11 protein-coding genes, 2 tRNA genes and 1 pseudogene are annotated in these 15,464 nt (G+C 71.3%); 7 read left to right on the top strand and 7 right to left on the bottom strand.

Annotated elements, in window-relative coordinates; all coding sequences use genetic code 11:
* The first annotated feature begins 226 nt into the window (after positions 1 to 226).
* Entirely contained in the window at positions 227 to 688 is a 462-nt protein-coding gene (locus BR98_RS11660; protein ID WP_035844172.1) for a VOC family protein, read from the top strand.
* 201 nt (positions 689 to 889) lie between these two features.
* Here the strand turns inward: BR98_RS11660 and BR98_RS11655 are convergent, their stop codons facing one another.
* Entirely contained in the window at positions 890 to 1,378 is a 489-nt protein-coding gene (locus tag BR98_RS11655; RefSeq protein ID WP_035844169.1) for an RICIN domain-containing protein, read from the bottom strand.
* A 568-nt stretch (positions 1,379 to 1,946) separates the two neighbouring features.
* Entirely contained in the window at positions 1,947 to 2,681 is a 735-nt protein-coding gene (locus BR98_RS36230; RefSeq protein ID WP_232247374.1) for a BBE domain-containing protein, read from the bottom strand.
* Between the two features lie 73 nt (positions 2,682 to 2,754).
* Here BR98_RS36230 and BR98_RS11645 point away from each other — a divergent pair, with 73 nt between their 5' ends.
* Positions 2,755 to 3,168 carry a nuclear transport factor 2 family protein gene (locus BR98_RS11645; RefSeq protein WP_035844168.1) on the top strand — a complete coding sequence of 138 codons (414 nt, stop codon included), beginning with the start codon at positions 2,755 to 2,757 and terminating at the stop codon, positions 3,166 to 3,168.
* 473 nt (positions 3,169 to 3,641) lie between these two features.
* Here the strand turns inward: BR98_RS11645 and BR98_RS11640 are convergent.
* From BR98_RS11640 to BR98_RS11630, 3 genes and pseudogenes are all read right to left on the bottom strand, one after another.
* A pseudogene (locus BR98_RS11640) lies at positions 3,642 to 4,473 on the bottom strand (alpha/beta fold hydrolase).
* Positions 4,470 to 5,063, bottom strand: a complete 594-nt coding sequence (locus BR98_RS11635; RefSeq protein ID WP_035844167.1) for a TetR/AcrR family transcriptional regulator — start codon at positions 5,061 to 5,063, stop codon at positions 4,470 to 4,472. The pseudogene BR98_RS11640 and the gene BR98_RS11635 overlap by 4 nt, the downstream one beginning before the upstream one ends.
* A 348-nt stretch (positions 5,064 to 5,411) precedes the next feature.
* On the bottom strand, positions 5,412 to 6,233 hold the full coding sequence (locus tag BR98_RS11630) for an SAM-dependent methyltransferase (RefSeq protein ID WP_035851685.1): 822 nt from the start codon (positions 6,231 to 6,233) through the stop codon (positions 5,412 to 5,414).
* Positions 6,234 to 6,833: 600 nt separating this feature from the next.
* Here BR98_RS11630 and BR98_RS11625 point away from each other — a divergent pair.
* Together BR98_RS11625 and BR98_RS11620 are read left to right on the top strand one after the other, a co-directional pair.
* A tRNA-His gene (locus BR98_RS11625) sits at positions 6,834 to 6,905 on the top strand.
* Between the two features lie 10 nt (positions 6,906 to 6,915).
* Positions 6,916 to 7,000: transfer RNA gene (locus BR98_RS11620), tRNA-Ser, on the top strand.
* A 266-nt stretch (positions 7,001 to 7,266) separates the two neighbouring features.
* Here the strand turns inward: BR98_RS11620 and BR98_RS11615 are convergent.
* Positions 7,267 to 8,172 carry a hypothetical protein gene (locus BR98_RS11615; RefSeq protein ID WP_035844165.1) on the bottom strand — a complete coding sequence of 302 codons (906 nt, stop codon included), beginning with the start codon at positions 8,170 to 8,172 and terminating at the stop codon, positions 7,267 to 7,269.
* A gap of 675 nt (positions 8,173 to 8,847) precedes the next feature.
* Here BR98_RS11615 and BR98_RS11610 point away from each other — a divergent pair.
* Both BR98_RS11610 and BR98_RS11605 read left to right on the top strand, forming a co-directional pair.
* Positions 8,848 to 9,639: a hypothetical protein gene (locus BR98_RS11610; protein WP_157537686.1), complete on the top strand. Its 792-nt coding sequence runs from the start codon at positions 8,848 to 8,850 to the stop codon at positions 9,637 to 9,639.
* Between the two features lie 276 nt (positions 9,640 to 9,915).
* Positions 9,916 to 12,987, top strand: a complete 3,072-nt coding sequence (locus BR98_RS11605) for a hypothetical protein (protein ID WP_035844163.1) — start codon at positions 9,916 to 9,918, stop codon at positions 12,985 to 12,987.
* Between the two features lie 803 nt (positions 12,988 to 13,790).
* Here BR98_RS11605 and BR98_RS11600 read toward each other — a convergent pair.
* Positions 13,791 to 14,630, bottom strand: coding sequence for a hypothetical protein (locus tag BR98_RS11600; RefSeq protein ID WP_035844161.1), 840 nt, complete (start codon positions 14,628 to 14,630; stop codon positions 13,791 to 13,793).
* Between the two features lie 590 nt (positions 14,631 to 15,220).
* On the opposite strand from BR98_RS11600, the gene BR98_RS41980 reads away from it, so the two are divergent.
* Positions 15,221 to 15,343: a hypothetical protein gene (locus BR98_RS41980; RefSeq protein ID WP_267886059.1), complete on the top strand. Its 123-nt coding sequence runs from the start codon at positions 15,221 to 15,223 to the stop codon at positions 15,341 to 15,343.
* Positions 15,344 to 15,464 lie beyond the last annotated feature (121 nt).

Genomic DNA, 15,464 nt, shown 5'->3' with positions numbered 1-15,464 from the left:
GACGGGGTCCACGATCAGGGCTGTTGCAATGCGCGTGGCGGGGCTCATCCGCGCGGACGGCTGGCGGGTCGGCGCCGGCGGAGCGGGAGGGGGAGCGGTCCGGCGGCCTCGCCCTTGGACACCGTGCTACCCCGGGCATCTGAGTGGGGTGTGCGGAGCGCCGTTGTCGGCGGGCGGTGTCAGAGTGGGCGGCACGGATCCCGCTACGCCACGCTCGGAGCAGCTGATGAGTCGTCACATCCAGGTCACCTTCGACGCCCACGACCCGCGGGCGCTCTCCACCTTCTGGCGCGACGTCCTGGGTTACATCCACCCCGCCCCGCCCGGTGTCGACCTGCCCGAGGGCGCCGACCCGTTGGCTGCCTGGGACGAGTTCCTCGCCCGGATCGGCGTCCCCGAGGACCAGCGCAACACGAGGTCGGCGATCGAGGATCCGGCCGGGCGGGGCCCGCGACTCTTCTTCCAGCAGGTACCGGAGGACAAGACCACCAAAAACCGCGTCCACCTCGACGTCCGCGCCGCCCCCGGCCTCCAGGGCGCGGATCGGATGGCCGCCCTGGAGGCCGAGTGCGCCCGCCTCGTCGGGTTGGGGGCGAGGCGCCTGCGTCGCGAGGAGCCGGCTCCGCCGCTGGGTGCGGGGTTCATCGTGATGGCGGACCCGGAGGGTAACGAGTTCTGCCTGGATTGATGGGAGACAGAAAGGGATTGCTCAGGACTTGTTTGTCGAGCGTGGGTTGAACGCGGCGAGGGCGGCTGTCCTGGTCGTCGTGGACGTTCGGGCATGTCTTCCGGAAATAGCCGGGCCTCGTGCGGCTGTGTCGTGGGGGGATCCGGTTCGAGCGGGCGCACTAGGCCACCCGGCGGCGTCGGGGCGCCGTCGGTTCCCAGGTCAGGAGTGCCAGCGCTGCTCGGAGCTGTTGTCGCAGGCCAGTGCGTAGGCGATGGCGCCGTTGCCGCTGCCGGGGGAGGTGATGTCGAGGCACTGGCCGTACCCGTTCTTCAGCCGGGCGGAGTAGCCGTCGCTGGAGTCGATGCTCCACTTCTGGTCGGGGTTGCCGTTGCAGTCCCACTGGATCGCCACGCTGGTTCGCGCGTAGACCCCGAGGCACTTGCCGTTCCCGTTCTGGAGCTGGTAGTAGCCGCCCCCGACGCCGGTGAAGTCCCAGTTCTGGTCGGCGTTGCCGTTGCAGCCCCACTGGATGGCGTCCTGGCCATTGGTGTCGATGTTCCCGTAGATGCCCAGGCACAGCCCTGAGGCCGAGTTGTGCAGTGCGCCGCTGGTGAGCGCCGAGGCGGAGGGCGCGGTGGCGAGCGCGGCCCCGGCTGCGATCAGGAGGCCGGAGGAGACGGCGGCGATGCGGGTCAGAGTCTTGGCCATGGGTGGGAGCCCTTTCGATGGGAGGTCGATGGGAGTTCGATGGGAGGGGTGGGACATCGGTGGCTGGTGGTGCGTGCACCGATTCGTGCACAGTCTCATCGGCGAGCTCGGTGTTCGTCGACCAGGTTTGGGCAGGGGTGGAGGAGTTTCGGCCAGATAGTTCGTATGGATAAATTCTGACAACCGGTGACAACGGGTCAGAAGCCGCAGAAATAGCCTGCAGTTGGCAGGGATGCCTGGTGGCGCGGGCTGTGGGCGGGCGGCCCGGCGGGCATCGGAGGTGGATGCGGCTGTTGTGACGGGTCGTCCGAATCGAGTGGCCACGACAGGCGGGCGGTCCGGGTGCTGCGCCGGCGGGCCGGGCGGAACTCGACCTGTTTTTCCTCGACCTAGGCTTCGGCTTCGCCGTCTACGCCGTCGCCGTCGCCGTCGCCGTCGCCGTCGCCGTCGCCGGCGTGGGCGTGGGCGTGGGCGTGTTCTGGGGCCGGCCGTGACGCCTGTCACCAACCTCCGTGGTCAGTACACCTGGGCGCCGCGTGCCGCGCGCTCCGCGAGCCTTGCTGAGGCCTTACCGGGGTAGTTGCACCGACAGTGCGTGGTGGAAGACGTCGAGGGGGTCCCAGCGGGCCTTGACTCGTTGGAGGCGCGGGTAGTTGTCCTTGTAGTAGAGGGTGTGCCAGGGAACTCCGGAGGTGTTCCAGGACGGGTCGGCGAGGTCGACGTCGGGGTAGTTGACGTAGGACCCGTCGCTCACCTCGCCCGGCACCGGTACTCCGCCGGTGTCGCCGTACACCTCGCGGTAGAGCTCGCGCAGCCACGTCAGGTCGGCGTCGTCGTCCGTCTCCTTGGCCCAGATGCTGTGGAACACGGCCTTCATGACGGCGTCCCGCTGCGCGACGGCCGTGGCCGTCGGCTCGACCGCGCGTACCTGGCCGCCGTAGCCGATCAGCAGCATGCCGCAGGCCGGGGTGCCGGTGTCGTTCGTCAAGTGCCGGTAGATCGTTGAGAGTTGGGTGTCGGTGTAGGAGCGCTTGAGGTAGGCGGCCTTGCCCACCTGCTGCGTCGAGCCGACGACCCGGACCTCGTCGGGCCGCCCGACGAAGCGCTGGCTGTCGGCGAGCAGCGGGCTCTCGTACCGCGGGTCCCCGGGGCGCACGCTCACCGGGCCGAACGGCACGGGGCCGCAGCGTGCGGGGTCGGCCGCCGCCGCGCTGCCCGCGGTCCCGGCCAGCCCGGCCGCGAGAGCGCCTGCGGCGGTCAGCAGGCCGCGGCGCCCGAGGGTGGCCCTGTTGTCCTGACTCACCGTCATCTCCCTTCGCCGGTGCGGCTTCCCTGTGATTGTGTGGCCTCCTGTGCCCGAGTCCAGGAAGGCCGACATGCCCCGAACGCCGCAGCAGATCTTCGAGAGCTACATCCACGCGGGCCCCCTGTCCCGCGACGCCGACGCCCTCGCCGAGGCCTTCACCGAGGACGGCGTCTTCGAGGCACCCTTCGTGCCCGCCGACGCCGAGTTCCCCCGGCGCCTGGTCGGCCGCGAGCAGATCCGCAGCGCGATGGCCGCGCACTACGCGCGCGGCGGGAAGGCCGGGCGCACGCCGAACTTCGCCAAGTCGAGCTTCGTGCTGCACACCACCACCGATCCGGACGTGTTCATCGCCGAGATCGACACGGTCTTCGACGGGGACGGGGACGAGGGCGACACCACGGCCTCCCTCGTCCAGATCTTCCGGATCCGCGACGACCGGATCGCCCGCCTGCGCGACTACTTCGCGCCCGACCTGGTCGACTGAGCGCCCTCGGCGCAGAGCTCGGCGGGGGTCAGGCTCCGGGCGCGCCCCGGTGCGACGGCTTGGGTCGGCCCACGCTCTTCGCGGCGGCCACCACGGCGTCGGCCTGGGGGAGCGAGGGCGACCTCGTGGAGCTCGGGTGCTGCCCTCGCCGCTGCCGCGTATCCAGCGCGACGGCTGGACGCGCACCCTCGTGGGCGTGCGCTTCATCCACGCCCACCGCTGCCCGAAGTGCAGCGGGAGCGTCCACCAGGCCAGTGACGGCGGATCAGCCGATCCTCGGTCAGGCCCGACCACCCGCTTCCAGTGCCTGTGCCGACGGCTGAGTGACGGGGCTCGAACCCGTCACTCGTGGGGATCACCGACGGCGTCCACGGGTTGTGCGCCGTCCCCGGGGATTTGCCCCGGGGACGGCCGGTCGCGGATGTGGCGTTGGGTGGCCGACTTCGGGTGGGGTTCGCCGGGGCGGGTGGGGTTCACGTCGTGGCGCGGAGGGCCTTTCGCAGGAGTTCGCCGAACTGGGCGGGGTGTGTGGTCAGGCCGATGTGGCCGCCGGGGAAGTGCTGGAGTTGTGTGCCGAGGCGCTCGGCCAGGAAGGCGGCCGGGCGGTAGGGGAGCTCACCGCGCGAGTCCTGGCCGCAGGCGAGGACGAGTCGGTCCGACAGCGCCTCCAGCCGGTGGATGTCGGGGGTGTAGGACATGAAGCTGGGGACGATGCGCCCGACGAAGTACGGCAGGTTCGCCATTGTCTGTTCGGCCCGCGCGGTTGCCTGGGGCGGAAGTTTGATCTCGGCCTTGGGCTCGGTGCTGTCGCGGTCCTTCTTGAGCCCGGCGGCGAAGGCGGCCATCGCCGGCATGAGCCCCTCGGTGTGGAACGTTTCCCGCACGCGCGCGGTGTTCGGCGGCGTCCGGCAGGACCTCCACGACCGGCGGCTCGTGCGCCACGACGCGTTCGATCCGTTGCGGATGGGTGGTGAGCAGGTGCAGGGCGGCGATCGCGCCCGAGCTGGAGCCGAACACCCGGGCGGGCTCGTCGGGTGACAGCAGGTCCAGGATCCGCAGCGCGTCGTCGGCGTGCTCGGCCACTGACTGCTCGGCCTCGGGGTCGTCCAGGGCGCTTCGGGACATGCCGCGCGGGTCGTAGGTCGCGACGGTGTACTCGGCGGCCAGGTCGTCGGCGATGCCGTCGAAGGAGGCCGCGCCGCCGGTTCCTCCGGGGATCAGCAGCAGGAGCGGGCCCTGGCCGCGCACTTCGTAGTGCAGGGTGGCGCCGTTCACGCGCAGGCTGGCGATGGTCGTCTCGGTCATGAGGGGTCTCCTTCTGCGGACGAGGGCCAGTGCTCCAGGAGGGTGTGCAGGGCGTGGAGCGCGCGGTCCCAGGACTGCTGCGGCGAGCGGGCGTGCGCGAACCCGCCTGCGGCTTCCAGGGCGACGAACCCGTGGAACGTGCTGCGCAGCAACCGGACCGCGTCGGTCAGGTCGGGCTCGGCCAGTGCGTAGCCGCGCAGCATGCCGTAGGTCAGCTCGACCGCGCGCCGTGGTCCGGGCGCTGTCGCCGCGAGTTCGGGGTCGATCCGGATCGGGGTCTGCGTCGCCGTGTAGCGGCCCGGGTGCTCGTGGGCGTACTCCCGCCAGGCGTTCGCGAACGCGATCAGCGCGTCCTCGCCCGCCCGCCCGGCGGTCGCCTGCGCGATGCGAATGGTCTTCTCGTCCGCCGCGAGGAGCGCGATCCGTGCGCGCAGGTCCTCCAGGCCGCGGACGTGTGTGTAGAGGCTCGCGTCCTTGACGCCGAGTCGTCGCGCCACCTGTGACATGGTCACCTGGTCGAGCCCGACCTCGTCCGCCAGTTCGGCGCCCGCGATCGTCACCCGCTCCACCGTCAGCCCGGCCCGCGCCATGCGCCCTCCTCAAGATCCTAGGGCATCTAGGTATAGCCTAGGGGTCTTAGGTATGCCAAGCGGAGGGGTGCGTTCGTGCGGGTCCGGGACCTGCTGCTGAGCCTGTGACACCCACACCAAGACCATTCACGAAGGCGCGGTCAGAGCCGTTTTCATCGAGCCCCCAACCTGGAACGGCCGTCATGCCCGTCATGCCCGCCGTGTCCGTCACCGCCCGACCGGACAGGGGCCGGGCGGTGGCGGCGCATCGCTGACACACCGCCCACAAAGGAGTGCGCCGGCCCACGGTCTACAAAGGAGTGCGCGGGCCGATGGTCCGCCGCGGGCGGCGACACGCCGGGTGGCGTGTCAGGGCTTGCGGGCCAGGCCCGCGTAGGCCATGACCTCGTGGTCTTCCAGCATCGGGCCGTCGTCCAGCTCCGGGTGCCAGTGGTTGATCAGCGCTACGCCGGGTTCGTCCAGTTCCAGGCCGGTGAAGAACCGTTCGACCTCCGCGCGGGTGCGCAGGTGGTTCTCGATGCCGGCCTCGCGGTAGCGGCGGGAGGCGAGTGCGGCCCGCTCGGGTGCGGAGTCGGCGGTGCCGGCGGTCAGGGCCAGCAGGCTGCCGGAGGGCAGGGCGTCCAGCAGTTGTTCGACGAGTGGGTGGACGGTGTCGTCGGGCAGGAAGTGCACGATGTTGATCAGGGTCAGCGCCACTGGCTGCTGCAGGTCCAGGACGCCGCGCAGGGCGGGGGTGGCGAGGAGGCGCTGCGGGTCGCGCAGGTCGCCGTCGATGTACGCGGTGCGGCCCTGGGGGGTGCTGGTGAGCAGGGCGCGGGCGTGGGCGAGGACGATCGGGTCGTTGTCCACGTACACGACCCGGCATTCGGCGGCGACGTCCTGGGCCACTTCGTGCAGGTTGGGTGCGGTGGGGATCCCGGTGCCGATGTCCAGGAACTGCCGGATGCCGTGGACCTGCGCCAGGCGGCGGACCATGCGGTGCATCACGGCCCGGGCGGCGCGGGCCGCCTCGCGTGAGCCGGGCCACTGCGCGATGATCTTGTCGCCGGCCGCGCGGTCGGCGGCGAAGTTGGTCTTCCCGCCCAGCATGTAGTCGTAGACCCGGGCGGAGTGCGCGCGATCGGTCTGCAGGTCGACCGCCGGTATCGCCTCGTGCTGGGCCGGCCTCATCCAGGAAGGCGCCTCGGACTTGTTCACCGCTCAACCCCCATGCTCGCTGTCGAGGCAACTGAATCACAGGAGATGAGGGGACGTCAGCCCGGTACCACATCAAGAAGGACAGGCCGCGAGCCCGACCCCATAGGAGAACGTGACGGTACGTCGGCTGCGGCAGGCGCGCGGATGCCAGGACTTCGAGGCCGCCCTGCGCCACGAGGGCGACTGCACAGGCCTGCGGTGAAGCCGTCCGCACCGCGCCCGCCACCGCTGCGCGCGGCCCGGTGCGATCGGCCGGCGACGCGAGGCTGGACCTCACCGGGCGGCGGTTGTCGGTGCGGTCGCACTCGTGTCCGGCCGCCGCGGCTGCCGGTAGGGGTCCGGGGTGGTTGTAAACCGGTTGTCCGGGCCGTTGGTGGTGCGGCACAGTGGGCTCATCGGCCGCACGATCAGGAAGGAGCGCGACCGTGGACGCCTTGACCCGCACGCGGTGGTATCAGCGCTCCTCGAGTCCCCGGACTCGCGGGAGTTCCTCGTAGCGCGTTCACCGGCCGCCGGCCGGGCCGCTCCGGGGACGTCCCCGGACGGGTGGCCTCTTCTCGTGCCGCCCGGCGGTGCCGGAAGGTGTGACTGGCAGCGCGCCTGGCTGTGCATCAGGCGATCGGGGTTCGATTCCTCCTCCGGCAGCGCAGTACTTGGAGAGTTGGCCGAGTGGTAAGGCAGCGGCTTGCTAAGCCGTCGTCGGGCGCAAGCCCGCGCGCGTTCGATCCGCGCACTCTCCGCGCAGCACAGAGCTCTACTCGTAGGAGCCGGCCGAAAGGTGGCCCGGCCCCGGTCCTGAAAGCCGTCGGGGTGCGCGGGCACCCGAGCGGTTTCGGCTCCCGCCTCCTGCGCCAGGGGCGAGCCGGGCACGGGGGGCAAGGGCCTCATCCGTTGTGGACGGGCAGCCGTGAGAGGCGGGCCTTGCGCCGAGCGGGGAGTCCTGGCCGAGGCCGAGCAGGGGCTGTTCGCCCTGCCGCGACCGTAACCCTGTCGCGGACACCGGGCGTCAGCTCGCGCGCAGTCCTGTGAGCAGATCCTGGAACGACTTGAACTGGAGCTGCAGGGGTGGAGCCAGGTCGCCAAAGGACTTGAAGAACGCTTGCGGCGACCGCTCCAGTTCCACGAGCACCTGCTTTGCTGTGTCGTCGCCGGCAAGGTCGGACGCCAGGGCCGCGCAGGCCCGAACGCCTGCATGCGGGTCAGTCAGCCAGGGGCGCGTGTCGCCGCCGAGGTGGCCGATGGCGATCACAATCGTCGCCAGGTCGTACGAGGAATCGGCGGCCCGGGCCATCGGCGTCAACTGTTCCAGCAGCTCAGAACGTTGCGCGGAGGCCGCAGGATGCCGCGCCAGCGACCCGACAGCTGCGGCGGCACATGTCCTGCGCCTGGCACGTTCCGACGCGAGGTACGGCAGTGTTCGCCGCAGGAGCACGGGAACCACGTCGAAGCAGGCGAGCACCGCCTGATCGAGAACGAGTTCACCCAGCCCCGTGCCGTCCTGCCACATCCGAGCCCTGCCATCCGCATCGGCCGACAGGTACTCGACCGTCCAGGCCCGCAGCTCCGGTGCGCGGTCCTTGACGCGAGCACGGATCTCCACGGCCCGGTCGCCGAGGTCGGCGGCGGCGCCGACCGCGTACAGGTAGGCGAGCATGGCATCGGGCAGCGAGGGATCGTCGGGCCCCAGCAGCGGATTGTCCAAGAGCTCGGCGACAAGCATCGCGGTGGGCGCCGTCGCAGGCCAGGCCTTGCCCTCCCGGCGAAGCGTCACCGACCACAGGTGCGAGTACCCAGCGACCGAATCCTCCGCATCGTCGCCGAGGAGAGCTGCCAGATGCCGCGGGGTGTCGCCGGCGGGGCCCGAGGCATGGAACAAGCCGGACCAGTCGACGTCATCCGTACGGTCATCCACAACGGGGATGGTGCCACAACACCTCGACGGGCTCACATCGACCAGACTCACTCCGGGTCGCGGGACGTGATCACTCAGCCCGGCCCCTGACCCCGCACTCGGACACCCGACCCGCCAACCTCACTCAACCCCCCAGTCGCGAACCGGACATCAACTTGTATATCGCCCCTCTGAAAGACATTCAGGCCAGCACTCCTGAGGACAAGACCATTGCGATTCTGGGCAGCGGCCGGGTGCTGCGCCGTTCCAGTGCCCACCAACGCTCGGGCCCTGCTGCGCTGCGGGCTCGGGGAGGGCCCGCAGCCGTAGCGCGCGCTGAGGTCGGCGCTCGGTGACGGGCGGCGAGCCGCAGTTGGGCAGGCTGTCGCCAGCACCCATGGTGGCCTGATCTGGCGCCAGCCACCTCCAGTCCCTGGGGGGCGTCGAGGACTCAACTCACCACCTTGGGGGAAACTCCCCATTACTGGTCGCGGTGGCGCGGGGAGCGCGGCCGGCAGGTGACCAAGGCGAGGATCAACTCCGAGGTGGGCGCCGGGCCAAACCCCGGTCGTACGACGAGGGTTGGGTTCGGAGCAGTGTGACGCGGGGTCGGAGATGGGTATCCTCCGAGTGGATCCTGCCGCAAGGTGACTCGTCGGGGGGCGAGCCGGTGGAAGGGGTCCGGCAGGGGGAGCCATGAGCAAGGTCAGTCGGGTCGCCGCAGCCGGTGCGGTGCTGGCGGTGCTGGCGGTGTCCGCCGCCCAGGCGGGGCCCGGACCGGGCGGGGGCCGGTCGGTTGCGGAACCCGGCGTGCATCCGCCTGTCGAGCGGCCCTCCCGGGCCCCGTTGTCGGCTGGGCAACTGAAGGACGTCGAGCAGCAGTTCGTGCAGGAGTGGAATGATCAGGGGAAGCAGCCGGTCGGTGATCCGATCATCACGTACCTGAACGGGCAGTCCGCTCAGGTCATCCAGCCGACAACTGATCACGGCCTGTGCTGGGGGAGCTACGAGCCGGGCATGCGCGAGTACAGCTGCTACACGGACTGGCGTCTCCCGACTGGCACCGCACCCGGCCTCCAGAGCATCTGGGGCCCGGGGGCCGTGGACGTGGGCCGGGGCCAAGCGGCCCAAGAACTCGGCTTTCTGACCGTGCTCCTCGCCAGCCGCGAGCAGGCGCACAGCCTGACTTGCGTCGGAGTGCCCATCGACCTCAAGGAGGTCGGCACCATCGAGTCCCCGGCCGGCGCGAGGCTGATCGTGTACAGCTGCCTGGCGCCGTGGTGGCCGCAGGGCATGCTGCAGGCCGACGTATTGCGCGACACCGGCCCGGCGACCGAGCCGGTGTCCTTCCCCATTGTCGGCAGGGCTCACCGCGACTGGCTTCAGGACTGCACTCCGAAGCTGCCGCGGCAACTGCCGCCTGCTGGAGACGGGGAGAGCAGCATGGCTCCAGGAGGGTCCAGGCTGCCCCGGGTGATACTGCCCTGAACGGCGCGTGTGCCCGGGTGCTCCGCGTGAGCTGCGCGCCGTGGCCGCTGGACACGAGGCCCGCGCCCTGTCGGCCGCCCTCCGGGAGACGAGCCGGCAGACGGAGGAGGCAGGGACGGCGTTGGCCGGCCCGGCTCGGCGCGGCTGTTCGTATCCACCCTCTATGATCGCGCCCGGGGGGAAGGTCGCTGAGCTGGTACGACACCGCTGTGTCCGCTCTCCCCTCGGCGACGCGTGCCCGCGCCGCCGATTCGACGACCGGGAGACGACTACTCGGTGATACTCACTCAACGCCTGGGCCGAGGGCTGCTCGCCGGCGCCTCGGCGCTCGCGCTGGCACTGCTGCCAACCGGCCTCTCACCCGCCACGGCGGCTGCCGCACCGGCCGCTACATCAGCTGCCGCACCGTCCGTTGCACCGGCTGCCGCACCGGCCGCCGCGTCAGCCGGTGACGGGTCCGGGCCGACGCCGGCGGACCTCAACACCACGCGCGCCTTCTCGGACACGTTCCGGCTGGACCCGGCCCTGGACACCGACCCGCTGTACGGGCTGAACGTCGGGCTCGACGCTCGGCAGTCGCCCCCGGCAGGGCAGCACGGGATCTCCTACACCCGGGTCTCCGGCCGCTGGGACACCTCAATCGCGCCCGACCAGTGGTTCGTTCAGACCAGCCATCCGGACTACCCGAACAAGCTGCTGTTCGCCAAGGGCATCTCCGCGGTGATGCTCGGGGCGCCGGCTGTCGCGGACGGCACCGGCCACTACACCGTCTCGACGGTGATCGACCCGGTCGTCGGTGACACCGCTGCCGGCGACTGGGGCTCGATCGTGCTGAGCCGCAGCCACCGCAGCAACGGCTACGTCACCGGCGACGACGTCGACCTGGGCCTGACCGTCACCTCGGGCGGCAAGCTCGCGCTCTTCCACGGTGGCGGCGGCGAAACCCCCTTCTGGACCGGCACGGTGACGCCCACGGCGCAGTACGCCGTCTCGCTCACCGTCTCCACCGGCGCCGACCGGGCCGTCACCCTGACGGTGAACGGCACCCCGTTCACCGCCTCCGCTCCGGCCGGGGTGACCCGCTGGCCGGGCAGCGAGTTCCTCTACCTCGGCGCCTACCTCTCCAGCCCGGACCGTGTCACCACCTTCGGCGACGGCGCCGGCCACGGCCTGAACGTCAGCACCGTGGACACCGGTGCCACCCGCAGCGCCAAGCCGCTCGTCGACACCTTCGACGGCGCGCCCAACGCCACCGCCGACTTCGGCCTCAACCAGGACCTCAGCGCCCGTCAGCCGAGCCTGATCTCCGCCAACTACACCGCCGTATCGGGCGTCAAGGGCCTGGCCCTCGACCCGCCGGCGGGCTCGGTGCAGGTCAACAGCCCGGCCAACCCGAACGTGCTGTCGTTCCCCAAGGGCACCTCGGCCGTCCGCCTGAACAAGCCGGCCACCTCGGACGTTGCGACCGGCGCCTACACGGTGCACGCCGTTGTGACCCCGCTGGTCGGTAGCACCTCCGGCCAGGACTCGGCCTGGCTCGCCGTCAGCAACGCCTCGGGCGGCACGGGCGCCGTGGACGCCGAGGACGTCGCGCTCGGCCTGCGCGTCCAGGCCGACGGCGGGCTGGCGCTCTTCCAGGGCGGCACGCCGACCGCCCTGGCCGCGGTCGCGCCGGCCGGCTCCTACGAGGTGTCGCTCGCGCTGGCGAGCGGCGACCGGCAGCAGGCGACCGTGAAGGTCAACGGCGCGACGGTGTTCTCCGGCCGCACCGCCGCCCAGCTGCCCCGCGACGGCTACCTCTCGCTCGGCGCCCACCACTCGGCCACCGGCCAGGTCACCACGGTGGACGACCTGCGGGTCTCCATGCTGGGCGGGCTCGGCTACTACGGGTTCTTCGACATCCGGGACCCGAACTGGCCGAACAACGGCGCCAACCACGCGCCGGAGGTGGCGCGGTGGACCAACTTCAACACCTACCTGCGCGACCAGGACCGCCGCCTGGACTTCCTGGACCAGTGCCTACCGGCCTCCTGCGTGATCGACCTCAACCAGGAGACGGTGGTCCCGCGCTCGCCGGGTGACTGGCAGGTCAACCCGAACCCGAACGCCGCGCAGAACCTGCTCGACCTGGTGCAGCGCATCGGACCGAACATCGACAAGATCTCCGCCGTAGACCTGACGGACGAGGCCTACTCGCACGGCCTGAGCCCCGCGCAGGTCCAGACGCAGGCCGAGCAGATCAGGGCCGCGTTCCCGGACAAGATGCTGATCATGAGCCTCGACCACTGGAACGCCGAGCAGGGCGCGCCGATCCCGTCCACCGTCGACATCGTCGGCTTCGACTACTACTGCGTGGGCCGCGGCGAGATCCAGTGGCGGCTGGCGAACCTGAAGACCTTCCTCTCCTCGCCGGACCAGCACCTGATGCTCTTCCCGGAGTCCACCAACGAGCAGGGCGTCGCCGACGGCTGCTACCCCGGCAAGACCGATGCGGACATCGCGGCGTACAACGCGCAGTACCGCGCGATCGCCGCGCAGGACCCCCGAGTCGTCTACCTGCAGAACTTCCGCTGGCTCGGCCCGGACCAGCCGAACAAGGTGCCGCTGACCGTCGCGGCCCAGCAGAAGATCGGCACTGCCGTGGTCAACGCCACGCCCACGTCGGCGCCCGCCTCGGTGGGCGTGTACCGGCCCTCGGACGCCAGCTTGGGCGAGGCCGCCCACAACGGCTGGTACACCGGGCAGACCGTATTCGGCGGTGGCGGCAACGCCGTCCCGCTGGTCGGCCACTGGAGCGGGCCGGGCACCGACACCATCGGCGTCTACCACCCCGACACCGCGACCTTCCAACTGTCGAACGACAACGCCACCGTGGCCGCCACCTTCCCGTTCGGGGTCCCCGGTGACATCCCGCTGGTCGGCGACTGGAGCGGGCAGGGGCGGACCACGGTCGGCGTCTACCGGCCCGGTGACCAGACCTTCTACCTCTCCGACGACAACTCCAGCGTCAAGTACCGGATCAAACTGGGCAATCCGGGCTGGAAGCCGCTGGTCGGCGACTGGGACGGCAACGGCACCACCACCGTCGCCGTCTACGACCCGCAGACCCAGACCTTCTACCTGAACGACTCCAACCAGACGGAGAACCCGCGCCCGGGCGTCAGGTTCGGCAACCCCGGCGACATCCCGATCAAGGGCGACTGGGACGGCACCGGCAAGGAGACCATCGGCGTCTACCGGCCCGGTGACCAGACCTTCTACGGGGCCGCCGAGAACTCCAACCTGGTGATCTACAGCAAGAAGTTCGGCAACCCGGGCGACGTCCCGTTGGTGGGCAACTGGGGCTGACCCCCGCCCGCAGAAAGGCCGGACTGACGCACCGTCCGACAAGGCGCCCTCCCGACCGCCGCGTGGCGACCGGGAGGGCGCCTCCAACTGTTCGGACGGAGCCCCGGGGGCAGGGCGCGCGCACGTTCCGTACGCGCGCGGGTCAAAGGCGGCGGCCGGAAACGGCGCAGTGGCCCACCGTCCGGTACGGCTGCGAAGCCGGCGGGCCGGCCACCCGACCGCCGCCGCGCCACGACGATCCCCGGCGGGCCGCGCACGTCCAGGTGCTCCAGCGTCGACGTCGTCCAGGCCGGAAACGGCCGCCCCGGCGCGGTGCTCCAACCCGGGCCGCGCGCGACTTGGCCGTCACGGTCCGCTGGCAGCCCGCCGACGGCACCCGCTGCCAGGCTTCGGACTCTGACTCTGAATCTGCGTCTGAACACGTTGACTTGACGGGGAATCGGCCAGCTGGTGTTCGCCAACCGAGACGGCGTCCGGGTCGCCGTTGGACTGTGCAGGGTTTCCGCCGCGGTCCAGGGGCCGATGCCGGGCAGCAGGGTCAGGCGTGCGAAGGCGGCGTCGTGGTCCATGGCGGAGCCTCCTCCAGCCGCGGAGCCAGGCGCACCACGCGCTGCACGGTGTCCGCGTGCTTGGGATCCAGACCCGTGCGGTGGCACTCTCAGGAGGGGAGCGTTGGCTCTGCGGACCGGGGCAGTGTTCTCGGGCTGCGTCGGGCTGCGTCGGGCTGCGTCGGGCTGCGTCGGGCTGCGTCGGGCTGCGTCGGGCCGCGTCGGGCCGCGTCGGGCGGTGAGGTCGGCGGAGTTCTACGGGCGTTCGAAGTGTTGGAGGACGCCGCCGGCAGAGAAGCACAGGGCGCCGGTGAGAGTGCCCCAGTTGGCGATGTCGATGTTGACCGCGCTGCCGGTGGCCGGTCGGGTGTACGCGGCGAGGGCGGAGACCATGAACAGGACGGACCCGAGCTGGTTCACCGCGACGATCCACCAGCCGAGGCTGCGCGGGAGCAGGCGGGGCCGGCCGTGGCAGACCTCGACCAGAGCGAGGTGCCCGGAGGCCAGGAACAGCACGCAGCCCACCACGTCGGGCACCCAGATCAGCCGGTTGATCTGGTGGACGTTCAGTCCCTGGAGGAAGGAGTTCAGAAGGTTGACGCCGAACACCAGGGTGCCGGTGAACAGGAGGAAGGCGCTCAGCCAGTCCACTCGCTCCGGCTCGTAGCTCCACCACCGCCAGTGGTGGGCGACCAGTGCCTGGCCGCCCACCACGTGGCGGGGCGCGTTGATCACCTGCAGCAGCGAGGTGTAGCCGCCGGTGTTGAAGAAGAGGCCGCCGGCGAAGTAGATCGAGGCGAGCTGGGTGGCGTCGCCGGAGCCGAACTGGGCAACGGCGGCACCGGCCGCGAACAGGGCCCCGCCGATGACGAAGGCGGTCGCGGCGATGGCGTTGAGCCTCCGCAGGCGACGGACCGCCACATCGTCGGCACGAGCATGCCCACTGGCCTCCGCGCCCGGTGCCCGGACGGCGAGGACTCCGCGACGCCGCGCGAGCCGCGACTCCCAGACCGCCTCCCCGCCACCGGGCAGGCGCCACGTGACGCGGGTGGTGAACGGTCCCATGCCCTCGGCGCGCTGCTCGGCCTGGCTCACGGCCCGAGACTAGACCGCCGAGCAGGCCTCCTCCCCGGCGAAACGCCGATCGGGCCCCTGGTGCACGAGCTCACCGGCGGGCACTGGGGCGCCACGTTGGAGATGTTCGGCAAGACCGTCCACGCGGATCTGCGCACCCGCGCTCCCGGCCGGGCGTAGTCTGCGCGCGGCCGGGGCCGGCCCTCTACTCCTCCCGGGCCCCGGGAGGGCGCCATCACAGCGACGACAAGGAGCTCGGCATGGACCCACGACGGAGGCCACGGCGGCGGAGGCTGGGGCGGCTGGGGCGGCGGTGGAGACGGGCACCCGGGCACCCCGTGGATGCCGCCCTCGGACCCGCCGAACCCCGACGGCAGCACGCCGCCCGGTGACGGAGGCCATCGAAGGCTTGGCGGAGATGCGCGCCCAAGCTCTGCGAAGGGTCGTCGATCCAGGCTTGGGCCGCGTGGTGAAAGGCGGCCCAGCCGGTCTGAGCAGCCAGGCCGGCCAGCCGGTCGGCGACACCGCGCTGCCGCAGCGCCTCCGCCACGGCTTCGGTGAGCGACGCGGCCTTGGCCAAGTCGCGTTCGCGGAGTGCTGGTGTCACCGCGATGATCGCCAGTTGGCCCGCCTCCAGTACGAATACCCAGGAGCTGCTCGGCTGGTCGCCCACCCACCCGACACTGCTCGAAGACCTGGAACACGGTGATTACCTGGCCGTGCCGCCCTCCTGACCCCTCATGAGCGACGCCGAAGGCGCCCTTACCGGGCCGGCGCGGCCCGGACATCAGAGCGGCGTTGGCGCGGTCTGCCAGCCAAGGGCGCCCCGGCTCCGTGAAGCGATCACTCATCGTC

It is taken from the genome of Kitasatospora azatica KCTC 9699, from assembly GCF_000744785.1.
In the GTDB taxonomy this organism is placed as follows: domain Bacteria; phylum Actinomycetota; class Actinomycetes; order Streptomycetales; family Streptomycetaceae; genus Kitasatospora; species Kitasatospora azatica.
This window is presented reverse-complemented; position numbering and strand designations above follow the sequence as displayed.